Source organism: Vagococcus fluvialis (assembly GCF_003337315.1).
GTDB lineage: Bacteria > Bacillota > Bacilli > Lactobacillales > Vagococcaceae > Vagococcus > Vagococcus fluvialis.
This window is the reverse complement of record NZ_QPJV01000004.1, coordinates 208078-230558: the sequence shown is the minus strand read 5'-3', so window position 1 is coordinate 230558 and position 22481 is coordinate 208078. Positions and strand designations below refer to the sequence as shown.

Here is a 22481-nt window from a genome sequence, read left to right as displayed (position 1 = left end):
ATCATTAATTAACTATCAAAAATTTTATTTAAACGTCATTTGAAAATCCCAATTAAATTCTTCCTCATCAAAACGATAATCTTCTGTCACGTAAGGACCACAGCTATTAGACCCGATTCCATTTTGTTTATAATCTAAAGTTAAATAATTTCCCTCCTCTACTAACTCAAAATCATGATTTTTTGCAGTTAATTGTTCTTTAGAAAATGGTCTGTAAGAAAAATTATTAGGATTATTTATTTGAACAGTGATATCTCCATTACCTATTTTAACCCATCTTGTATCAGTATGATTGCCATATTCTTGAGGTTTTACATAGCGTTCCTGCTGATGTAAATCTAGGGAATAAATACCTAGAGCACCTGCAGAATTTCGGTCACTGTAACTTTCTTGAGGGCCATTTCCTAGATAAGTCACATCTGTGAAATCTTTTTGAAGCGGTAACGTTATGCCGAATCGAGGTAAATCAGGAAATTCTGCTGTTCGATACGCTTTAATCTCAACTGCTAATTGATTATGGGTAATCTGTATGTCTAGCTCAAATTCTAAAATCGGTTGAAAACCCGTTGCTACGAGTGCATATTTACCTCGAATTTGATTCCCCTGAATCTCATAAGAAAGATTTTTCAGTTTAGTTCGATTATAGCCAGCTGAAAGCCACTCGTTTTTCTTATTTCGGTCATTGTCTGTTGGTGCACGCCAAATATCGATTATTGTTTCATTAGCTAAAACAGATTGTCCTTTAAATGTTAGTTCTGTAAAACTACCTCTAACGACATCAAATACAATTTTTAACTCATCTGCTTGGATTTGCCAGACTCCTTGGGTATCAGTTTCAACTATTTCTAGTAAATTAGAAGGTGATGTCTTTTCTTTTAATACTAGATTATCCTTCACTATAATTTGTTGTTCAGCAACAATTGTACTTGTTCCTTTAGTTTTAACTATCATATTTAAAGTTAACAACTCATCTTTAATACCTTCTGGTAACAAATACTTAATAGTTATCTTCTCATTTGGCTCAATAACCTCATCAATTAGGCATTCGGAAACTGTCTCTCCATTTATTTGCCACGAAAGACTAATAGTCAATAACTCACTTGTGACAAAACGCTGAATATTTTCTAAAGTCACCTGTTCACTCTCAACTGAATACCGCACTAATTGAATTGGTGAGTGAATATTTCGGTATTCAATTAGTTTGCTCGTTACCTTTCTATCAGGTGTTGTTAAGCCATCAACACAGAAATTTCCATCATGAGTTTCTTCTCCAAAATCACCACCATAAAGTAAATGTCCATCAACTTCAATAGCGTGATCTGCCCACTCCCAAACACAACCACCTAAAAAGGAATCATACTGTTGAATTAAATCAAAATACTCTTTAAATCCACCAGGACCGTTTCCCATAGCATGAGCATATTCACACATAAAATAAGGTTTATCAAGCATTTTATCTTCACAATAACCGATCACAGTTTCTAATGAAGGATACATCTGGCTAATAACATCTAAATGACGAAAATCATTTTCTTGCTCTATAACTGGCTCAATCGAACGTTCATTATGAATCAAACGAGTAGGATCTAATTCATGAGTCATTTTCTGAGCTTTTTCAAAGTTAGTCCCATAGCCTGATTCATTCTCCATTGACCACATAATAATTGATGAAAAATTGATATTTTGAATAACTGAACGTTCAACTCTTTCAAGTATTGGTTTTAAAAAAGTCTTGTCTGAGCCAATCAAATTATAATCAGCCGTCTCACCATACAAATGAACAATCCCATGACACTCAATATCCGCCTCACTTATTACATAAAATCCGAGTTCATCTGCTAGTTCGTAAAATTCTGGTGCTTTAGGATAATGAGCTGTTCTTATACAATTCATATTGGCTTCTTTCATCATCAGCATATCTTTTTTCATTTGCTTTAAAGTCATTGAAGGTCCCTCAAGAGCATCAAAATCATGATGATTAACACCAAATAACTTAATAGGTGTCCCGTTAAGTAAAACCGCACGCTTATCTCTAGTAATCTCACGAATACCAATAGACTGTTTAATAAACTCCTCACCGACTTTAACAATCAATGTATATAAATAAGGTGTTTCCGCAGTCCAATAATGACAATTAGTTACACTTATTTCTAGATGACTCCCAGAGATTTTTTTAGATGCTATTAAATTTTTCTTTTGATCGTATAACCAATACTCTTGGTTCTCAACTTGACTATCTAATAATTCAAAATGAATACTTCCACTCTGATTACTTAAATCAACAAAAGTTTGAATTCTGAAATTTTCTACGTGAGATTTAGGACGAGATACAAGGTAGACAGAATGAATAATGCCAGAGGTTCTAAACTTATCTTGGTCTTCAAAATAAGTACCATCACACCATTTCGTTACTAAAACAGTTAAGGTATTAGTACCTTTTTTAAGATAAGGTGTCACATTAAATTCCTTTGTACTATGAGTTATTTGATCATAACCAACAAACTGCTGATTAACCCAAATATGAACATTTGAGTCAACCCCTTCAAAGTTTAAATAATGTAACATTTCCAAATCATTAACTTCAAATTCACGTTGATAGACACCACATGGATTATCATCAGGCACAAAAGGTGGCATATAAGGAATTGGATAAGAAACATTAATATACTGATGTGAATCATATCCAGCATATTGCCAGGCAGAAGGGGCTTTAATTTTGTCATGTAAATCTATTTGACCATCATCATAAAAAGAACTTGGTAGCTTGCGAACTGAATCAAAAAATCTGAAGTCCCACATACCATCTAGCAAAGTAAACCTAGAAGAGTCTTGACGCGTAATAGCTGTTCGTGCTTCTTCAAAGGTTCCATAGGGAATATAATAGTTGCGGTTTGCTTCCTTATTAATACTCTGAATATCGAAATTTTCATAATTGTTCATACTGGCTTCACTTCCTCATTCAAAATTGTATAAACTCATCATACAATTCCCAGTAATCACTCTTAAATGGAGTATCTCGTTATTTGAATGTCATATCTGTCTTTGTTGAGGAAGAATGGTTCTTTAACTAATAACTTTTCTCTTATAAACAAAGTTAGAAATTTAAAATACTATTTATGTTGTCTCATACTAAACTGCTTCGGTGTTTCTCCGTAATACTCTTTAAAGGCTTGAGAAAATGCTTTACTACTTGGAAAGCCAACTGAGATAGCAGTTTCTTCAACTCCTTTATCTAAAACAAATAGGATATTTTTTGCAATTCTTAGCCTTGTTTCAGTAAGTAACTTTAGAAATGTTTTATTAAAGGATTTTTTCAATAAACGATTTATTTGTTTTTCTGTTGTATTTGTCATATCGGCTATAACACTTAATGATAGATTTTGTTGATAGTTTTCTTGTATGTAAATATATATTTCCCATGCATCAAGTTTAAATTCAAATGGAATAGTTTCCTCTGAAAGCTCTCTTACTGTCTGTGGTGTTACACCACGTAACTGTTTGAAATTTTTATAAAAATTGGCTTCAGTTTTGTAGCCACATATTTCACTGATTTGACGAATAGATAACTCATCAAATTGTAGAAGAGCTACCGCATTTCTAACCCTAACCCTATTCAAATTCTCTGAAAAACCTACGCCTGTTAATGTTCTTAAATGATAGTTAAGCTCTTCATCTGTACAAGAAAATTGCTTGGCTATTTTTTCGCGTGTTATTTGTTCTTGGTGATGGACTTGTAAATACTCTAATATTTCCCAACTTTTATTCTTTTTAGTTTCTAAAATATTTTCTTCTTCCACTGTTTGAACTAAGTAGATGAGATAAGAAATCAAACTGACATCTAAAGTTCCAGTCTCTTGATTTACTATAGAATGCTCTTCTACTACCTCTTTACATAAATTTAAAACAAGTTCTTGCTTAAGTTTTGGAACATTTAGGATTGTAACAGGACCATGTATATCTAACATTGATTCTAAATACTGTTTTCTATTCATACTACTTAGGAGCAAAAAGCCAATTGAAAATCTAATTCTATAAAAAGATAGAGTTTCTGTTGGCTCTAAAATAAACGAATGAATATGATAAGGCATTAACAGTGCTAGACTGCCTTTACTTACATCAAAGAGATTTCCATTAATCATTAAAGTACCACTACCTTTATAAATGTAGATAAACTCAATTTCATCTCTATGTATAGGTACTTCAGACTGAGTTAATATCTCCTTTGTAATTCTTAATTCATTATTAGCAAATTTTTCCGAATAATAATCTCCACTAACATAAGGAAATAATTCTTTATTTTTATTAGACATAGGATTTCACCTCTTTTACTTAGTATAAATTAAATAGTTAGTGTTTTGTCCTTTTATCTACTATTTTAATCAAAATATTTCACTTATAATTATAAGTGAAATAAATCACATAAAGGAGAGAAATATCATGTCAAAAATTTTTGTTTTAGGTGGAACTGGCTTTTTAGGATATTATACGGTCAAAGAATTATTAGCTAGAGGATACGAAGTAAAAACTATGTCACTCCCTCCAATTCCTTCAGACAACTTATTTCCTGATTCAGTTGATAACCGTTTAGGAAACATGAACGACTTATCAGATGAAGAGATAATTGATTTACTTAGTGATTGTGAAGGATTCATCTATGCTGCTGGAGCTGATGAAAGAACAGTTCCTCAAAAACCAGCTTTAAAATTTTTCTACGAAGCAAATGTATTAACAACTCAACGTATTGCTCGTTTAGCAAAACAAGCAAATGTTAAAAAATTTGTTGTGTTTGGTTCTTACTTTGCAGAGTTTGCTGAGAGATTACCTGAATACAATTTAAGAAGCCAAGGCTATCCTAATACTCGTCTATTACAAGAACAAGTCGCTTTTGCTGAGGGTGAAGGTAGCATGGATGTGATGTCACTTAGATTGCCTTATATCTTTGGAACAATGCCAGGAAGAACACCTCTATGGAAAATGTTTACAGATCAAATCAAAGGTCAACCAGTCTTCCCTGCTCTAAAAGGTGGAACTGCAATGGTTACAGTAGAACAAGTTGCTGAAGCAGCTGTTGGCGCAATAGAAAACGGAACTCACCGTAGTACTTACGCGATTTGCGGAGAAAATATGACTTATCAAAAATTCTATGAAATGATGGTTGATGCCTTAGGACAAAGTGACACAACAGTTATCCCAGTTGTTCCATATGAACAATTAAAAGAAAACTACGAAGCTATTGATAAACACGCAGAAGAAAATGGAACTGAACATGGTATCCACATGACAATCAGCTCTAAACTTCAAGAAGAATATCTTTACTTAAATCCACAAGATACGATGCCTATTTTAGGAATTAAAAATCATGATGTGATTAAATCTATTGAAGAAACATTGAAAAAGTGTGTATCTGAGTAAAGTTATATATTTACAATGAAATATAAAAAGACATGATATTCAGTTTAAGGCTGATTTCATGTCTTTTATTATTTCAAAATGCCTCATTTTAGATACGACAAATTTATAAATTTGTGCCAGATTTGTCATGAAATCAAAAATTTGGCGACACTACAGTTTGTTTAAAAAGTTACAACTTCCCCTTTTTATTTAACTGGTTAGCTCGAGTAGATAAATAAATAATCTTAAATAGATATTTAAAGGAGTAATGATGGCGCAAATTTAAAAATTTGTCGTATGTCATTTGGAGTTTTTTTTAATAATTTCAATATTTTTGTAGAGAGGAATTAAGTATTCTCAGATTGATTTTTATCTAACTAAAACTTTGACTTCCCACAACAAGCTTTTATATTATCCTTATTCCTTCTCAACCTTCAATTTGATATACTCTTCATAAGGAGTTGTTTATTATGAACAAAAATGATAACCATCAAAATACAATTTCAATCATTTTGATAGTCCCTTTAATTATTATTCTTCTAAGTAGACGCGAAACCATGATTCCGATTCTTTTTATAGTCATATTATTTATACTGTGCGCTTACATTGGCTTTTTCATCATGGAGCCCTTTAAAAAGAATAAATCTGATAAACAAGGATGATTTCATTCTTGTTTTTTTATATTCAAAAACTACTTATCTATCATTCTTAAGAAAAACTGATTCAAAGCTTCCCAAGTATTATCATTCTTATCTAATGAGATTTGAGCCTGTTCTTCTAAATTATCAATACTTTCCTCAATATACTGATTTAAAACATCAATTTTATCTAACAAATCATAAAAAAATGCCTACACTTTTTCTTTTCTCTCTATCTTAAATAGTGGTAATTCTTTATATTCATTAAGATCAAATATAAAAGCTTTATGCTCTTCAATATATTTTCCTTCGATTTGATATCTCTTATCCTCATTCCATTTATCTTTCATGAGCATTTTGATAGCATTTCGAACAACAATAGATTGAATTTTTACAGAACCTTTTTGCTTGCTTTCAGGCTTAGAAAAAGAAACAGACTTACTTGCAATGGAACGGCATGATTGAATAGCAAATATTCTATTTTCTCTGTCAATCAAAGGTCTAATATGGCTTGGAAACTTCAAACATTCTGCAATAGAACGATCAAAACTAATCGCACCTTTATTTATTGTCAATACATTAGCTTTAGGATTTTCTACATTGATAACTTCAAAATTAAAATCTTCAAATGATAAACTAGTCATTATCTTCTTCTCCTTTTAAGAGTATATTTTCTAGCTCTAATTGAGTCCAATCTTTATCTAAAATAATAAAACCTTTAAAAATTCCTGTTTTAATTTTCATTACATATTTTTTAGGTTTTTCAATTTTTTCAAATTGTCTATTTATTCCCTTACTTGGATTTTTCAATAATCTTTGAACTTCATTCCAATCTGTTTTGCAAATTATTTCAGGAATACCATTTCTAAGAAGATATTGTGGTTTCTCGCCTTTATTTTTCTTTATTTTATGACTAAAACAATCAACAGTGTATGTTTTTTGCATTAAAACATCACCACAATATTTTTCATTTCTTAATATTCTATAAATAGAGGATGAAGTCCACTTTTGATTACCTATAGCTGTAGGAATATCATTATCCATCAACATCTGAGCTATTTCTTTAGCTCTTACGCCATTCAAAAAATTCTGGTAAATAAACTTAATAACTTCTGCTTCGTTATTGTCAATTTGAATACGACCAAATCTATCTTTTGTAAACCCCAATAAATTATGCGTAGGGATTATAGGCAATCCTTTTTTAAAACGTTCAATTATTGACCATTTAATCGCTTCACTTTTTTGCTCACTTTCAGCTTGAGCAACTGTACTAAACATAACTAAAATAGTTTCACCAGAACTATCTAATGTATTTAGATTGAGGTCTTCAATAAAAATTCCTACTGGATTATTTAAGTTTTTCAACTCTCTGTATACTGAAATAAAATCCAATGTATTCCTTGAAAATCTACTCATGCTTTTTACAAGTATTAAATCAATTTTGCCATTTCTACAATCATCGAGCATACGATTAAAATTGATTCTTTTTTTCATCGAAGTTCCTGAGGCTCCTTGATCAGCATAAATATCAACTAGTTCCCATTCGTTATTATTTTTAATTTTTTCTTGATAACTTTGGACTTGTAGCTCATAACTTCCTGACTGTGCCTCTGCGTATGTACTCACTCGACAATAAGCTGCTACTCTAGTTTTTCTTTTTTTATTATCTTTATTTTTAATTCTTGACGGTATTACTTCAACGATTCTATTATTTTCAAATAACTCTTTTATCTCTTTTTGCTTTCTTGTTACTTGTTTCTCCTTTCCTAAATTTGATTGATTTTTATTCAACCATCTCACTTCCTTATTTGAAAAACCTAATACCTAGATTATAAAATCACAATTGATTTTTTACTAGTATTATTTTTAGTTTTATTGACAAAATAATAAAAAAGATTCAAGATATGAAAAACATATCTTGAATCTTTTTAGAATTATATATCGTCCTACGAAACCTTCCATTAGATTTTTTAATAACAATAGACGGTCAAAACAGCTTAATATCAGCATTTTTTATAAAGAATATCCTTTCATAAAATCAATGATATTAAGCTAAAATCAAACCAATGGCATTTAGAATGGCATTACATTTTGAGGAGCTATTTCAGAAATCATTAGTACCACCTAACATATTTTTTAGATTCTGCGCTTTTCAGAATCCCCTCGTCTACGTGTTTTATTGATATTACATTTATACTGTCCTGAATTATCTCATAGTTTATTATTACTATATTATAGCCTGTATCATACGTACAATAGGATAACGTACGGCATTAAACCCTAGTAATAAGGCAACATCTGAAATAAACCTTGTAAATATGTATTGTAGCTTATTACAGCCCTACCATCTTCTGGGGAGCACAGCAACGATGAAAATTGTATGGCGTGCATCAAGTAATTATCTGATACTTCTTGATGTCCTCTCTAGCTCTATACAGTGGCTTATCTAAACGTGAAAATCTGATATTATTTAATAAATCTTTAATCTGATAATATACTTTTTTGAAATTTATGATTTATTAAGAGAAATGGTGTTCTGTTCGCAATGTTAGTCATTTCTTCAATACTAACTAACATAACTAATAAAATAATAGCTTATCTTCATGTTCTCAATAAATTAATTGATAGTTCAATAAATTCGTTTACATTGTCGATTTATTTTTGTGATATTCCTGTTTCCCCCAATATGTCACTTCTCTTTTTTCAGATATTAGATTTAGTATTTCATCCTCAAATAAAATAATATTCACCTCTATTTTCTTAGTCCACTGTAATTATTAATTTTTCCACCGTCTTTGTAAAACTTCTTAACATTTTCAAAAATTAATTTAATTTCGTCTTTTGATTCTCCAAATACGGCTTCCCTTGTATACAATACTAATGCTGCATTCTTAAAATATCTATAACAAGATTTTCTAAAATCAGCTGTTTCATCCAATCCATTCTTTAATTTAAACTCTAAATAATTTTTTAGATGAAACTTTTGACTGTAGTCACCCTTGTTATAAATATCTGCTATAACAAGCCAATCTCTTCTATTACCAGTTTTACTATTAATAATTTCTATATCTTGCTTACCTTCTTCATAAGCTTTGAAAATTTCTTTAGAATACTCGGTATCGTTATCCGCTTGATTTAATATATCTAGAACTTCTTTTATTTCCATTTTAAATTCACCCTTTCTTAAACAATAAAATTAATATTTATCGAACTAAATTTCATTCTAGAGATTATTAAAAAAAGCAAACAAGTATAGCCCTATAGAACTATACTTGTTTGACTACATACTCAATCCCCTAAACTCCCCATCAATCACAATTTGAGCGAGTTGTTTCATGGTATTTCTACCATCATTTATTGTGTAGAATTTAAGCCCTTTAATTTTAACACCGTCTATTTCATCTTCAAAGGCTAATTCTGCTTCGTTTTCGTTGATATACATCAACAAATCTTCTTTCCATTGTTGTTCTTCTATTTTACCGCCTTTTGGTTCAATAAAAACTTGTAAGAAAAAGTCGGCATTTTGAAGATATAGTATGAAGTCTGGTTGGAATCCTTCAAAGTGTACATCTTTAGCATTAGGATTGAATTCATGTAGCTTCATGTTTTCACTTTTGGCTGATTCTCTATGCATGTTTTCATCCATACGAATCAAGTAAACTTCTGAATAGTGTTCTTTCAACTCTTGTACTCTTTCCCCAATACGATCAATCAATTGTTTTTCTGTTAAGTTAATAATCGCTGATTCGTATACGAAATAATCATCATCAATCACAAAACGTTGCACTGTTTGAGGATTTTTATCCATAAATAATTTTGACGTATCATAGTTAGGAATACGTTTCTTATAATCCGTCACATAGTCTTTCACTGGATAACCAATGAATTTATTCGTCCCTCTATGACTGTTAAAGTTCTTCTTAATTTTTTGAGCCACTTCTGCTAAGTATAACTCAACAATTCTCAACTTTTCTTGCGCTGTTAAATCATGTCGTGTCATTTTCATTGGAACGTTTGCGTATATTGTACGATTGGTAATATTTAACCATTTTCCCCCTAAAAACTCTTCTCTTGAATTTAATAATGGCATATATTTCTTTAGGTTATCAAAATGGAAAAATGTTAAACGATTCATCGCTTTTTCTATGAATCGTCTATCAATTTCAACGGGTATTTGGTGCATATCTGTATAATCTTCATACACCATATTCGCTTTGTAGCTTACTTCTTTTGCTGAAGATAACCAATTAATGACAATATCGATTAAAAGTGAAACCTTCAACTGTAGCTACATCACGTCGATTTGTTGAAAACTATGCCCTAAAATACTTTGGTAACTTAAAATTAGATAAAATCACTGTTCGATATTGTCAGGAAATAGTTAATCTTTGGCATGAACAATACAAACAGTACCATTATTTTAGAAAAGTAGTCGGTCAAGTTCTTCAATTTGGCATTCAAATGGAATTAATCGATTCTAACCCCATGAGGAAGACCGTACTGCCTCGTAAGAAAGAAATCGAAGAATTCCCTAACTTCTACACCAAAGAGCAATTAGAGGTCTTTTTTGAGCGTTTAGAGACTCACACTGAGCAATCCAGTCGTACCAGCACTAAAATTCTAACTTTTTTCCGTGTTTTGGCGTTCACTGGAATGAGAAAATCAGAAGTGCTTGCTTTACAGTGGAAAGATATAGATATTTTCAACAGAAAAATCACTATTGGAAAGACACTTGCTGTAGACGAGCATAATCAGATTATTATTCAAGAACCCAAAACTATTAGCTCACAAAGAGCTATCGCTTTAGATGTAAAAACGATTAAAGTTCTCGAACAATGGCGATACAATCAAAAAGAGTGGTATTTAAAATTCGGTTATAACACATCTAAAGATACTCAGTTCCTTTTTACAAACAAATTCAATGAATTGTACTATCCTCAAGCACCTAATGATTGGTTATATAATATTCTTGAAAAGTATGATTTACCTAAAATTACTTTGCATGGTTTTAGACACACTCACGCCAGTTTACTTTTTGAATCTGGTGCTAGTATCAAAGAAGTTCAAGAACGATTAGGACATAAAGATGTCAAAACAACTATGAATATTTATACCCATGTTACTCCCGAAAAGGTTAGAGAAACAGGAGAGCGATTTGCAAAATATGTTAATTTTTAGTAAATGGCATTTAATTTGGCATTTACTCTAAAATCACACAACAAAAAAAGAGCCCAAAACATTGTCAATTCAATGTTTTGGCACTCTTTAAATTTATTATCCCACTGACCCTTCCATCTCATACGCTATAAGTCTATTTAACTCAACTGCATATTCCATTGGAAGTTCTTTTGTAAATGGCTCAACAAATCCCATAACGATCATCTCTGTGGCTTGTTCTTCACTTAGACCACGACTCATTAGATAGTATAGTTGTTCTTCTGAGATTTTTGATACTTTGGCTTCATGTTCAAGTGCTACATGGCTATTGTGAATTTCGTTAAATGGAATGGTATCACTTTTTGATAGCTCATCCATAATAATCGTATCACACTCAATGTGGGAGATTGATCCCGCACTGTTTTTAGCAAATGTTACTTGTCCACGGTAGTTCACTTCACCGCCATCTTTTGCGATTGATTTTGAAACAATCGAGCTAGATGTGTTTGGTGCGTTGTGAATCATTTTTGCTCCTGTGTCTTGGATTTGGTTTTCTCCTGCAAATGCTACTGATAGCATAGTTCCACGAGCGCCTTCTCCGTCTAAATAAACACTTGGGTATTTCATCGTTGTTTTGGCACCTAAGTTACCATCAATCCATTCAACTGTTGCGCCAGCTTCTGCTTTAGCACGTTTTGTTACTAAGTTATAAACGTTGTCTGACCAGTTTTGGATGGTTGTGTAACGACAGTAAGCGTCTTTTAAAGTAAAGATTTCTACAATCGCCGCGTGTAAACTGTTTGTTGAATAAGTTGGGGCTGTACATCCTTCAACGTAATGGATACTTGCTCCTTCGTCAACAACGATTAACGTACGCTCAAATTGTCCTGTGTTCTCTGCGTTAATACGGAAGTATGTTTGCAGCGGCACATCAACGCGGACACCTTTTGGTACATAGATAAATGTTCCACCTGACCATACAGCTGAATTTAAAGCAGCTAATTTGTTATCTGTTGGTGGGACTAATTTTGAGAAATATTGTTTGAAAATATCTGGGTACTCTTTTAAGGCAGTGTCTGTATCTGTAAAGACAATCCCTAGTTTTGAGAACTCTTCTTTCATGTTGTGGTAAACCACTTCTGATTCATACTGTGCTGATGCTCCAGCTAAGTATTTTCTTTCTGCTTCTGGAATCCCAATACGCTCAAAAGTTTCTTTGATTTTATCTGGTACATCATCCCAGTCACGAGCCGGCTTATCACTTGGTTGTTGATAATATTTAATCTTATCAAAGTCCATATCTGATAAATCAGGTCCCCATTTTTGCATTGGCATTTTGTTAAATGCTTCTAATGATTTTAAGCGGAAATCTAACATCCATTCTGGTTCTTCTTTTCTAGCTGAAATGGCGCGAACCACGTCTTCTGTTAGACCTTCTCCAGTACTGAAGACTGGCTTAACATCGTCATGGAAACCAAATTTATATTCTTCTAGCTGTGGTACTTCACTCATTATTTGCTCCACTCCTTACTCTTTACGTCTTATGTATTGTCTTCGACTGTTGTCTAATTTTCTTCAATAATACCACGCTCTAATGCTTTCCATGCTAAGGTCGCACATTTAATCCGTGCAGGGAACTTAGCGACTCCTGAGAGCATTCTAGCATCTCCTAGTGGTTTAGGGTTTGGTACTTCTTCACCTTGAACTAACTCTAAAAAGCTAGCAATAATTTCCATTGCTTCTTTTTCAGACTTGCCTTTGATTGCGACTGTCATCATACTAGCACTTGCCATACTGATAGAGCAGCCATGTCCATCAAACTTTACATCTTCAATCACACCATCTTTAATCATTAGTTGTAATTGAATCACATCACCACAAGTCGGGTTATTTAATTCAATTTGACTAGTTGCCTCATTAAGCAGTCCCTTGTTATGAGGATGATTGGTATGATCTAAAATAACTTGTCTGTAAAGATTTTCTAATTTAGATAAAGCCATCAGTGAAAAACTCCTTTGTTGCGATAATCGCTTCAACTAAGCGGTCCGCATCTTTTTTCGTATTGTAAAAATAAAAGCTAGCACGTGTTGTTGATTGGACTCCTAAATAAGTTAATAAAGGTTGAACACAGTGATGACCTGCACGTACTGCAACGCCTTCCATATCAAGAGCCGTTGACGTGTCATGAGGATGAACCCCGTCAATATTAAAGGCAATCACACCTGTATGCTTTTTAGGGTCTTGAGGTCCGTAAATAGTTAGGCCTTCAATGGCTTTAAGTTTTGGAAATACATATTCAACTAACTCTTGTTCATGTTGATGAATATTATCCATGCCGATTTCAGTTAAGTAATCAATGGCACTTCCTAAAGCAATTGCCCCGGCAATATTAGGTGTTCCAGCTTCAAATTTCCAAGGTAGTTCAGTCCATGTACTATGATCATGATAAACAAAATCAATCATCTCTCCACCAAATTCAATTGGCTCCATTTTTTCAAGTAAGTTTTGTTTACCATATAGCACACCAATGCCAGTTGGTCCACACATTTTATGACCACTAAAAGCATAAAAATCAGCATCTAAATCTTGGACATCAACGCTCATATGAGGCACTGCTTGTGCTCCGTCAACTACAATCACAGCACCAACTTCATGAACAAGTTCTGTTAATTCTTTAATTGGATTAACAACACCTAACACATTTGAGGCATGAGCAAGAGAAACAATTTTTGTTTTATGAGATAACTTCTTTTTAAAGTCCTCAATATCAAGCTCGCCCTCATCTGTTAAGTCTACATAAACTAATGTAGCATTTTGTCTTTTAGCTAGTTCTTGCCAAGTAACGATATTTGAGTGATGTTCCATTTGAGAGATTAAAATTTCATCTCCTGCTGACACATTAGCGTCACCGTAACTTCTTGATAACCAGTTAATAGCAGTTGTCGTACCACGAGTAAAGAGAACTTCTTTCGTGCTTTTGGCGTTAATAAAATTTCTGACCTTTTCACGTGAAGCTTCATAACTAGATGTCGCTCTTTCAGCTAAGGTATGAACACCACGATGAACGTTGGCATTATCATGTTCATAATAATGAACTAATGAATTAATGACTTGTTTGGGCTTTTGGCTTGTTGCAGCGTTATCCAAATAAATTAAAGGTTCATCATTAACTTCTTGAAATAAAATAGGGAAATCATTTTTGATTTTGTTATCAAGCATTGTTAATCAACCAGCTTTCTATCAATCACTTCTACAAATTCATCTTGAACAGCTTTTACAGGAATTGCTGTAATAACTGAACCTAAGAATCCTCTTGTTACCAAGCGTTCTGCTTCTTTTTGAGGAATTCCACGACTCATTAAATAATATAATTCTTCAGGATCTAAACGTCCCGCACTTGCTGCATGTCCTGCAGTTACTTCAAATTCATCAATTAATAAAATTGGGTTAGCATCTCCGCGAGCTTTATCAGAAAGCATTAAGACACGACTTTCTTGTTGCGCGTCTGCACCTTTTGCTCCTTTAAGGATATGACCAATTCCGTTAAATGTTAAGGTACCACGTTCACGAATAACTCCGTGTTGTAAAATATTTCCCACTGAATGTGGTGCCATATTTGTCACACGTGTATCGATTCCTTGAACTTGACGGCCTGATGAAATCGCAACAACTTTTACTTCTGAATGAGAGCCAACACCAGCTAAATCAGAATCAAAATCAGCAATCACATCGCCATCATTCATAATTCCTAAAGCCCAGTCCACACTAGCGTCACGCATAACATGAGCTCGGCGGTTCATATAAGTGCTAACATTTTCACCTAAACGGTCAATAGCTGCAAATTTAACTTTAGAACCAGGTTTAGCGATCACTTCTACTACAAAGTTAGCAGAAATTTTTTCGCTGCCTTCTCCTTCAGTATGAAGTCTTTCTAAGTAAGTTACTTCACTATTTTCTTCAGCAACAATTAAGACATGTTTAATCCATGCACTATTATCAGTCATAGATTGGAAGAATAGTGATTCAAAAGCTTCCTTAACAACCACATTTTTAGGCACATAAAGGAATACTCCACCATTTAAAAAGGCAGTATGGAAAGCAGTCATTTTATCTTCATCCATTGGAACTGCTTTTGTCATAAAGTACTCTTCTACAAGTTCACTATGTTCTTTCATCGCTGTAAAAATATCTGTAAAAATAACTCCTTGTTCCGATAATTCAACAGGCATTTGCTCATAAAGAGTCGTTGTACGCCCTTGGATAATCATTGGGTTATCTTCCATTTCGTCAAAGCTTGGTAAAACTGGGTTACCTAAGATTTCTTCATTCAGATTTCCTACATTCATTAATGGCCAGCGGTGAATTTTAACACGCTCAATTTTTGGTAAATCTAGTTCTTCGCATTTTTCTAATGCTTTCAAACGTAAATCTAGCATCCATTGCGGCTCTTCCTGACTAGCTGAAAATAATGTAATATCGTCAAGATAATCTTTTAAGTCTGCATTTTTCATTTATCTTGTCTTCCTCTCATTATTTTTCTTCGACGTATTTAATGCCTAGTTCTTCACTGATACCTTTGTATCCTTCTGCTTCTAGACGTTGAGCAAGATCTGCGCCACCTGTCATCACAACGCGACCTTCCATCATAATATGAACGATATCTGGCACGATATAGTTCAATAAGCGTTGGTAGTGAGTAATGATTAATGAACCAAACCCTTCACCGCGCATTTCGTTAATTCCTTTTGATACAACTTGAAGGGCATCAATATCTAAACCTGAGTCAATCTCATCTAAAATAGCAAATGTAGGTTCTAACATTAATAATTGTAAAATTTCGTTACGTTTTTTCTCTCCACCTGAGAATCCTTCGTTTAAGTAACGCTCAGCCATTTCTTCAGGCATATCTAAGAGTGCCATTTTTTCATCTAATTTATCTAAGAAATCCATAACTGAGATTTTATCGTCTTCATCACGTTTTGAGTTAATAGCAGCACGCATAAATTCAGCATTAGTAATTCCTGGAATTTCACTTGGGTATTGAACAGCTAAAAATAGACCAGCACGAGCACGCTCGTCAACTTCCATCTCTAACACATTTTCACCATCTAAAAGGATTTCCCCTTCTGTTACTTCATAGTTAGGGTTTCCCATGATTGCTGCTGAAAGTGTTGATTTCCCCGTTCCGTTTGGCCCCATAATGGCATGGATTTCTCCAGTTTTCATCGTAAGGTTAACACCTTTTAAAATTTCTTTGTCTTCAATAGACACATGTAAGTTTTTTATTTCTAAAACGGACATTTTTTTCCCTCCATTTGTTTAGTAAAAAATTTTTAACTACCTCTTTTATTCTAGCTCAATTGAGAATGAACTTCAATTAGTTTAGTAGTTTAAATTAAAATCATTATAAATAAGTAATTCTTTTTGAAGTTATCGTTATTTAAACGTCAAAAAGTGACTATGACTTTACATCATACATCACTTTTCTTCTATATATTATTGAACAACAGAAATTGTACCATTCCATTTTTCAGTAATAAAATCTTTAATTTTTTCAGAATGTAGAACTTCGATTAACGCTTTGATTTTTTCACTGTCTTTATCTTCTGTTCTTGTTGCAATGACATTAGCATATGGTGAGTTATCTTTTTCAACAAACACACCATCTTTCTCTGGATTTAAACCAATGTTTTCAGCAAAGTTAGCATTAATAGCAATTAAGTCTGCTTCATCATTTTGATAAGCTGTTGTTAAAATAGCTGGGTCAATATCATATTTGAATTTTAAATTTTTAGGATTTTCTTCAATATCATCAAAAGTTGCTTTTGTTAATTCAACACCGTCTTTAACTTTAACTAAACCAGCATCTTGTAAAATAGTAATCACACGTCCCCAGTCGGATTGAGAGTTACTTACAAGAACAGTTGCACCGTCTTTTACATCATCTACGCTTTTAACATTTTTTGAATAGAAAGCCATTTTTTCAATGTGGATTGATCCTGCATTTGCAAAATCATAACCTTTATCTAAAATTTCTTTTTCTAAGTAGGGAATATGTTGAAAATAGTTAGCATCAATTTCTTTTTGCTCTAAGGCTTTATTTGGTAATACGTAATCTTGGAAAACTTTAACTTCTAAGTCATAACCTTTTTCTTTTAATAAAGGTTTTGCTTCTTCTAAAATTTCAGCATGAGGTGTTGGAGAAGCTCCTACAACGATTGTTTTATCATCTTCTTTAGCTTTCCCTTTATCGCTCGTTTCTTTATTACCGCCACAAGCTGCTAATCCAATTGCTAATACTGTTACTAATCCTAAACCTAATAATTTCTTTTTCATTTTTGTTTCCTCCATTTTTTTAGTTTTTTATCTTTTATCTAATAATTTCACACATAAATCGCCAATACCTTGAATAATAAATACAATCACTAAAATTAAAATTGTTGCTAACATAATAACAGGGTAATCATTCCCCATGAAACCTGCTTGGTAAGCTAAAGTTCCAAGACCTCCTGCACCAACTGCTCCAGCCATAGCTGTAAAACCAATCATTGTAATAGTTGTCACAGTCACACCTGAAATCAAAGCTGGTAAGCTTTCAGGAATTAAAACTTTATAAATAATTTGGAACTGAGTAGCCCCCATAGCTGTACTTGCTTCTAATACGCCTGAATCTACTTCACGAAAAGCAATATCCACAAGTCTTGCATAAAATGGTGCTGCTGATAAGACAAGGGCTGGAATTGCTGCACTTGGTCCTAACATCGTTCCAATTAATGATTTAACAATTGGGAAAAGCAAAATCATTAAAATAATAAATGGAATCGAACGAAACGTATTACTAATAAGTGACACAACTTCGTAAGCTAATTTTGAGCTGCTTTTTTTACTTTTTCCAAAATAGAAAAGCATTAAACCTAGTAATAAGCCAATGATGATAACAAAAAACATGGAGACAAAAGTCATATATAAAGTTTCTTTTGTGGCTGTTAAAAAGCTTTCTGTTTTAATGTTACTAAAATCAAAATAAGTAGCAAAAAATCCTTTATCCATGTTGCATCACCTCAATTCCTACACCATTCTCTTTGAAAAAGTCTAAACAATTATCCAAAGCTTGTTTCTCTCCTGTTACTTGAATTAACATGTTACCAAATGATACTTGGTTACTGTTTTTTATGTTTGCTTGTAAAACGTTAATATCAACGTTAAGGTTACGTACTGCTTTTGAAATAATCGCTTCATTCGCTTTTGCTCCTTCAAATAGAAGTCTAACAACGACTCCCTCAGGATAAGCCTCAAGTAAGTATCCAATTGCTTCTTCATTTTCCTCACGGTCAATTAATGTATCTTGACGGACAAAACGTTCTGTTACATCATGTTGTGGGTTTTTAAATAGAGAAAGGACTTCACCTGACTCCACTACTTTACCTTGCTCCATAACAGCTACCTTATGACAAATTTTACGAATAACATTCATCTCATGAGTAATTAAAACAATCGTTAAACCTAACTTTTTATTAATATCTAGTAATAAATCTAACACTTCATTAGTTGTTTGCGGATCAAGTGCACTTGTTGCCTCATCACATAATAAAATTTCAGGATCATTGGCTAAAGCTCTAGCAATTCCGACACGTTGTTTTTGCCCACCAGACAACTCACTTGGATAAGCATTCTCACGTCCTTTAAGACCAACTAACTCAATTAAGTCCTGAGCTTTTTTGACTCGCTCATTTTTTGGAACTTTACTTAATTCAAGAGGCAACATAATATTATCAATCACTGTACGTGACCAAAGTAAGTTAAAATGCTGGAAAATCATTCCAATTTTCTTTCTGAATTGTCTTAACTCACTGCCCTTTAGTTGGCTAATATTTTTGTCATTAATAATTACTTCACCTGAAGTTGGTGTTTCTAAATTGTTTAGCAGGCGAATCAATGAACTTTTTCCAGCTCCTGAATAACCTATAATGCCAAAAATTTCGCCTTTTTCAATTGTTAAGTTTACGTTATCTACAGCTAATACATCTTTTTCTTTTGTGACATATTTTTTTGTCACTTCGTTAATTTTTATAATACTCATTGTGTTTCTCCTCGTTTCATTCAATTAAAAGATGAAAACAAAAAAAGCTTCCCTCCTTTATCTACTTTAATAAGTAAACAAAGGACGAAAGCATTAATCGTGTTACCACCTTTATTCGCTATTGTCTCAAAACAATAGCCTCACCCAGTACGCAAGAAAAGTCTCTGAATACTGTTGTCCGGTAACGGGAACTCCCGAAAAAAGTTTACAACTACTTGCTCACTTTTTTATGCTCAAAGGCCATTTTCTGCTTCTTTCCAGTTCCTCTTTCACACCATCCGAGGTCTCTTTAAACTTTCCTAAAACATACTTTCCTTTTCAACGCTAGTTATATTTAATAAAATGTATCTTATCAGACAAAAATAGGATTGTCAACAGGATAATTCATTTCTTAGTAAAATATATTAATATAGGTAAAAAAGACTTTTTTTATCAGAATATGCTTATTTTATATGCTTTTTGTGGTAAAATGAAAGCGTAGTTTTTTTGTAACATATTATAGATAAAGGGGTTTTTCCAATGAATTTAGCCAAATATGTCGATCATACTTTGTTAAAACAAGATGCAACAAGAGATCAAATCAAACAATTATGTGAGGAAGCTGCTGAGTATGTTTTTGCTTCAGTCTGTGTTAATCCTTATTGGGTGAAATATTCAAGTGAATTACTAGCTGATTCAGAAGCTAAAGTTTGTACAGTAATTGGTTTTCCTTTAGGCGCTAACACAACAGCTACTAAAGTATTTGAAGCAAAAGACGCTATTGCTAATGGCGCTGATGAAATTGATATGGTTATCAACGTTGGCGAATTAAAAAATAAAAATTACGACGTTGTTCAAGAAGATATTGCTGCTGTTGTAGAAGCAAGTCATCCAAAAGCAATCGTAAAAGTTATTATTGAAACTTGCCTGTTAACTAAAGAAGAAATTGTTAAAGCATGTGAGTTATCAGTTGCTGCAAAAGCTGATTTTGTTAAAACATCAACTGGTTTTTCAACAGGTGGTGCAACTGTGGAAGATGTTAAATTAATGAAAGAAACAGTTGGTGACCGTGCTTTCGTTAAAGCATCAGGTGGTGTTCGTTCTCTAGAAGACGCTCAAAACATGATTGCTGTAGGAGCAGACCGTTTAGGAACAAGCTCTGGTATTGCTTTAGTAAGTGATAAAGGCGAATTTACAGGTTACTAAAATAGAATGAAATTAGAAAAGGAGCTACGGCATAAATATGTCATAGCTCCTTTTCCTTATTTCTTAACAACTAAGGCAATTGCTTCTTGAATTTTTTCTGTTTTTTCATCATCACTAATATCTTCCATTGCTAAACATTCTTTTAAATTTTCAGCGACAATAACGCCAATTGCCCGGTCAATACTTGATCTGATGGCTGATAATTGAGTCACTACTTCGCGACAACTTTTATCCTCATCTAACATTTTTAAAACACCGCGAATTTGTCCTTCACTACGTTTTAATCTGTTTTCTATTTTTTTCTTTGTCTCTTCTGATTCAGTCATAGACTTCCCTCCTAAATCATCTCAATTCCTTTTTACTTATTCTACCTGTTTACAACACTATAAAGCAAATATGAACCATCTAAATTTTTCACTTTAAATCCATGTTGCTCTAGCATACGAGAGGCAATATAACTTCTTTGTCCACTATGACAGCTTAAAATAATTTCTTTATTCTTTGGTAACTCACTCATTGAGTCCCTTAAATTATTTAGCGGGAAGTTAACAAATCCAGGAATATTACCACGTTCAAATTCAGCAGCTGTTCTAACATCTACTAATACAGCACCTGAATTTTTAACCTCTTCTAATTCATGAAGCTGGATATTTTGAGAAATACCTTCCATAATATTTAAAGCTGCGTAACCTGCCATATTCACTACATCTTTAGCTGAACCAAATGGTGGTGCATAAGTTAGCTCTAATTCTGGTAAATCTTCAACAGTTAATCCACCTTTAATGGCAGTGGCAATAATATCAATTCGTTTATCAACGCCATCTTTACCGACTGCTTGTGCTCCGTAAAGCTCACCTGTCTTCTCATTAAATAATAGTTTTAAAAAGACCATTGAAGCATTTGGATAATACCCAGCATGGTTTTTACCGTCAATATGAACAATTGAAAAATCATAATTTAAATCATTTAATTGTTTTTCTGTTAGTCCCGTTGAAGCGATCGACTGGTTAAATACTCTAACGATTGCTGTTCCAATGCTGCCTTTATTTTTACGTGGCATACCAGCAATTACATCGGCTACTTGGCGACCTTGACGATTGGCAGGAGAAGCTAGTGCAATCATAGCATCATCTTTTGTAATTTGATTTTTTACAATAATCGCATCTCCAACTGCGTAAATATCTTTGACTGATGTTTCATAGTTTTCATCAACTAAAATCCCACCACGCATACCTAGTTCAATTCCAGCTGATTCTGCCAAATCATTTTCTGGTCTCACACCAACAGATAAAATAACTAAATCTGTTTCAATTTTTTCACCAGTATTTAAAATAAGTGTTCGACCTTTGTCTTCAATTTCTACAACACCTTTTTCAGTGTGAACAATTATTCCGTTATCAACTAATTCATTATGAATGAATGCTGCCATTTCATCATCAACAGTTGGTAAGACATGACTAGCAAATTCAACAATTGTGACTTCAAGACCTCGTTTAGCCAAGTTTTCTGCCATCTCTAACCCAATAAAACCAGCTCCAACAACAACTGCCTTTTTAGGTTTAGTTGTTTCAAGAGAATCCATAATTTTGTCTACATCAGGAACATTTCTTAGCGTAAAGATATTATCTGCTTCTTCTAATCCATTTAATGGCGGAATAAAAGGTTTAGCTCCAGGAGACAAAATTAATTGATCATAACTTAATTCATAAGTTGATTCAGCTGATTTAATAGTAACTTGTTTTTTCTCACTATTAATTTCAGTTGCTTCTGAAAATGGTCTCACATCTAAATTAAAACGTGCTTTCAAAGATTCAGGTGTTTGAACTAAGAGTTTTTCACGGTCACTTATTTCACCTGATACGTAGTAGGGTAATCCACAGTTAGCAAAAGACACGTAAGGTCCTTTTTCTATAATAACAATCTCTTGATTTTCATCTAGTCTTCTTAAACGAGTTGCCGCTGACATACCACCAGCTACTCCACCAATAATCACTGTACGTTTCATCTTTTTACCTGCCTTTTAATATTTT

At 33.0% G+C, this 22481-nt stretch carries 19 protein-coding genes and 1 other annotated feature; of the genes, 3 read left to right on the top strand and 16 right to left on the bottom strand.

The features are described from left to right. Positions 1–24: 24 nt before the first annotated feature. Both DFR54_RS06155 and DFR54_RS06150 read right to left on the bottom strand, forming a co-directional pair. Positions 25–2940, bottom strand: a complete 2916-nt coding sequence (locus DFR54_RS06155; RefSeq protein WP_114289480.1) for a glycoside hydrolase family 2 TIM barrel-domain containing protein — start codon at positions 2938–2940, stop codon at positions 25–27. A gap of 170 nt (positions 2941–3110) precedes the next feature. After that, positions 3111–4310 carry a helix-turn-helix transcriptional regulator gene (locus tag DFR54_RS06150; RefSeq protein ID WP_114289479.1) on the bottom strand — a complete coding sequence of 400 codons (1200 nt, stop codon included), beginning with the start codon at positions 4308–4310 and terminating at the stop codon, positions 3111–3113. A gap of 127 nt (positions 4311–4437) precedes the next feature. Here DFR54_RS06150 and DFR54_RS06145 point away from each other — a divergent pair, with 127 nt between their 5' ends. Next, positions 4438–5412, top strand: coding sequence for an NAD-dependent epimerase/dehydratase family protein (locus DFR54_RS06145; protein ID WP_206172280.1), 975 nt, complete (start codon positions 4438–4440; stop codon positions 5410–5412). A gap of 829 nt (positions 5413–6241) precedes the next feature. Here the strand turns inward: DFR54_RS06145 and DFR54_RS06135 are convergent. The 4 genes from DFR54_RS06135 to DFR54_RS06120 form a co-directional block, all read right to left on the bottom strand. Next, positions 6242–6673: a hypothetical protein gene (locus DFR54_RS06135; RefSeq protein WP_114289477.1), complete on the bottom strand. Its 432-nt coding sequence runs from the start codon at positions 6671–6673 to the stop codon at positions 6242–6244. Beyond that, positions 6666–7829: a recombinase family protein gene (locus DFR54_RS06130; RefSeq protein WP_399292088.1), complete on the bottom strand. Its 1164-nt coding sequence runs from the start codon at positions 7827–7829 to the stop codon at positions 6666–6668. The genes DFR54_RS06135 and DFR54_RS06130 overlap by 8 nt, the downstream gene beginning before the upstream one ends. A gap of 952 nt (positions 7830–8781) precedes the next feature. Beyond that, positions 8782–9195 (bottom strand): hypothetical protein, encoded by a 414-nt coding sequence (locus DFR54_RS06125; protein WP_114289475.1) that lies wholly within the window; start codon positions 9193–9195, stop codon positions 8782–8784. A gap of 114 nt (positions 9196–9309) precedes the next feature. Then, the gene (locus DFR54_RS06120) at positions 9310–10311 is read right to left on the bottom strand and encodes a hypothetical protein (RefSeq protein WP_114289474.1); all 1002 of its coding nucleotides are present in this window, start codon (positions 10309–10311) and stop codon (positions 9310–9312) included. Here DFR54_RS06120 and DFR54_RS06115 point away from each other — a divergent pair. Next, positions 10299–11207 carry a tyrosine-type recombinase/integrase gene (locus DFR54_RS06115; RefSeq protein ID WP_249033370.1) on the top strand — a complete coding sequence of 303 codons (909 nt, stop codon included), beginning with the start codon at positions 10299–10301 and terminating at the stop codon, positions 11205–11207. The genes DFR54_RS06120 and DFR54_RS06115 overlap by 13 nt on opposite strands. Positions 11208–11303: 96 nt before the next feature. Here DFR54_RS06115 and sufB read toward each other — a convergent pair whose 3' ends face one another. The 8 genes from sufB to DFR54_RS06075 all read right to left on the bottom strand — a co-directional run bounded on the left by sufB (position 11304) and on the right by DFR54_RS06075 (position 19266). Next, positions 11304–12698, bottom strand: a complete 1395-nt coding sequence (gene sufB / locus DFR54_RS06110; RefSeq protein ID WP_086341661.1) for a Fe-S cluster assembly protein SufB — start codon at positions 12696–12698, stop codon at positions 11304–11306. A 53-nt stretch (positions 12699–12751) separates the two neighbouring features. Next, on the bottom strand, positions 12752–13186 hold the full coding sequence (gene sufU / locus DFR54_RS06105) for a Fe-S cluster assembly sulfur transfer protein SufU (RefSeq protein ID WP_114289473.1): 435 nt from the start codon (positions 13184–13186) through the stop codon (positions 12752–12754). Continuing rightward, the gene (locus DFR54_RS06100; protein ID WP_114289472.1) at positions 13173–14405 is read right to left on the bottom strand and encodes a cysteine desulfurase; all 1233 of its coding nucleotides are present in this window, start codon (positions 14403–14405) and stop codon (positions 13173–13175) included. Before DFR54_RS06100 ends, sufU begins: the two co-directional genes overlap by 14 nt. Before the next feature lie 2 nt (positions 14406–14407). Beyond that, positions 14408–15697, bottom strand: a complete 1290-nt coding sequence (gene sufD / locus DFR54_RS06095; protein WP_114289471.1) for a Fe-S cluster assembly protein SufD — start codon at positions 15695–15697, stop codon at positions 14408–14410. A gap of 19 nt (positions 15698–15716) precedes the next feature. Continuing rightward, positions 15717–16487, bottom strand: coding sequence for a Fe-S cluster assembly ATPase SufC (gene sufC, locus DFR54_RS06090; protein WP_086341657.1), 771 nt, complete (start codon positions 16485–16487; stop codon positions 15717–15719). A gap of 195 nt (positions 16488–16682) precedes the next feature. Continuing rightward, positions 16683–17522: a MetQ/NlpA family ABC transporter substrate-binding protein gene (locus tag DFR54_RS06085; protein ID WP_114289470.1), complete on the bottom strand. Its 840-nt coding sequence runs from the start codon at positions 17520–17522 to the stop codon at positions 16683–16685. 27 nt (positions 17523–17549) lie between these two features. After that, positions 17550–18236 (bottom strand): methionine ABC transporter permease, encoded by a 687-nt coding sequence (locus tag DFR54_RS06080; protein WP_114289469.1) that lies wholly within the window; start codon positions 18234–18236, stop codon positions 17550–17552. Then, entirely contained in the window at positions 18229–19266 is a 1038-nt protein-coding gene (locus DFR54_RS06075) for a methionine ABC transporter ATP-binding protein (RefSeq protein WP_114289468.1), read from the bottom strand. The genes DFR54_RS06080 and DFR54_RS06075 overlap by 8 nt, the downstream gene beginning before the upstream one ends. Before the next feature lie 77 nt (positions 19267–19343). Further along, positions 19344–19597, bottom strand: a binding site (T-box leader). Positions 19598–19785: 188 nt separating this feature from the next. On the opposite strand from DFR54_RS06075, the gene deoC reads away from it, so the two are divergent. Beyond that, a complete protein-coding gene (deoC, locus tag DFR54_RS06070) occupies positions 19786–20451 on the top strand; it encodes a deoxyribose-phosphate aldolase (protein ID WP_114289467.1) in 666 nt (221 codons plus the stop codon). 56 nt (positions 20452–20507) lie between these two features. On the opposite strand, the gene DFR54_RS06065 is transcribed toward deoC, so the two are convergent. Together DFR54_RS06065 and DFR54_RS06060 are read right to left on the bottom strand one after the other, a co-directional pair. Beyond that, the gene (locus DFR54_RS06065; protein WP_086341652.1) at positions 20508–20777 is read right to left on the bottom strand and encodes a metal-sensitive transcriptional regulator; all 270 of its coding nucleotides are present in this window, start codon (positions 20775–20777) and stop codon (positions 20508–20510) included. Positions 20778–20818: 41 nt separating this feature from the next. Next, positions 20819–22456, bottom strand: coding sequence for an FAD-dependent oxidoreductase (locus DFR54_RS06060; RefSeq protein WP_114289466.1), 1638 nt, complete (start codon positions 22454–22456; stop codon positions 20819–20821). Positions 22457–22481 lie beyond the last annotated feature (25 nt).

Coding starts and splice junctions, on each gene's coding strand:
- DFR54_RS06155 (WP_114289480.1), bottom strand. CDS start 2,940: ATGAACAATTATGAAAATTTCGATATTCAGAGTATTAATAAGGAAGCA.
- DFR54_RS06145 (WP_206172280.1), top strand. CDS start 4,438: ATGTCAAAAATTTTTGTTTTAGGTGGAACTGGCTTTTTAGGATATTAT.
- DFR54_RS06060 (WP_114289466.1), bottom strand. CDS start 22,456: ATGAAACGTACAGTGATTATTGGTGGAGTAGCTGGTGGTATGTCAGCG.
- sufD (WP_114289471.1), bottom strand. CDS start 15,697: ATGAAAAATGCAGACTTAAAAGATTATCTTGACGATATTACATTATTT.
- sufB (WP_086341661.1), bottom strand. CDS start 12,698: ATGAGTGAAGTACCACAGCTAGAAGAATATAAATTTGGTTTCCATGAC.
- DFR54_RS06125 (WP_114289475.1), bottom strand. CDS start 9,195: ATGGAAATAAAAGAAGTTCTAGATATATTAAATCAAGCGGATAACGAT.
- DFR54_RS06150 (WP_114289479.1), bottom strand. CDS start 4,310: ATGTCTAATAAAAATAAAGAATTATTTCCTTATGTTAGTGGAGATTAT.
- deoC (WP_114289467.1), top strand. CDS start 19,786: ATGAATTTAGCCAAATATGTCGATCATACTTTGTTAAAACAAGATGCA.
- DFR54_RS06065 (WP_086341652.1), bottom strand. CDS start 20,777: ATGACTGAATCAGAAGAGACAAAGAAAAAAATAGAAAACAGATTAAAA.
- sufC (WP_086341657.1), bottom strand. CDS start 16,487: ATGTCCGTTTTAGAAATAAAAAACTTACATGTGTCTATTGAAGACAAA.
- DFR54_RS06080 (WP_114289469.1), bottom strand. CDS start 18,236: ATGGATAAAGGATTTTTTGCTACTTATTTTGATTTTAGTAACATTAAA.
- DFR54_RS06100 (WP_114289472.1), bottom strand. CDS start 14,405: ATGCTTGATAACAAAATCAAAAATGATTTCCCTATTTTATTTCAAGAA.
- DFR54_RS06085 (WP_114289470.1), bottom strand. CDS start 17,522: ATGAAAAAGAAATTATTAGGTTTAGGATTAGTAACAGTATTAGCAATT.
- DFR54_RS06135 (WP_114289477.1), bottom strand. CDS start 6,673: ATGACTAGTTTATCATTTGAAGATTTTAATTTTGAAGTTATCAATGTA.
- sufU (WP_114289473.1), bottom strand. CDS start 13,186: ATGGCTTTATCTAAATTAGAAAATCTTTACAGACAAGTTATTTTAGAT.
- DFR54_RS06075 (WP_114289468.1), bottom strand. CDS start 19,266: ATGAGTATTATAAAAATTAACGAAGTGACAAAAAAATATGTCACAAAA.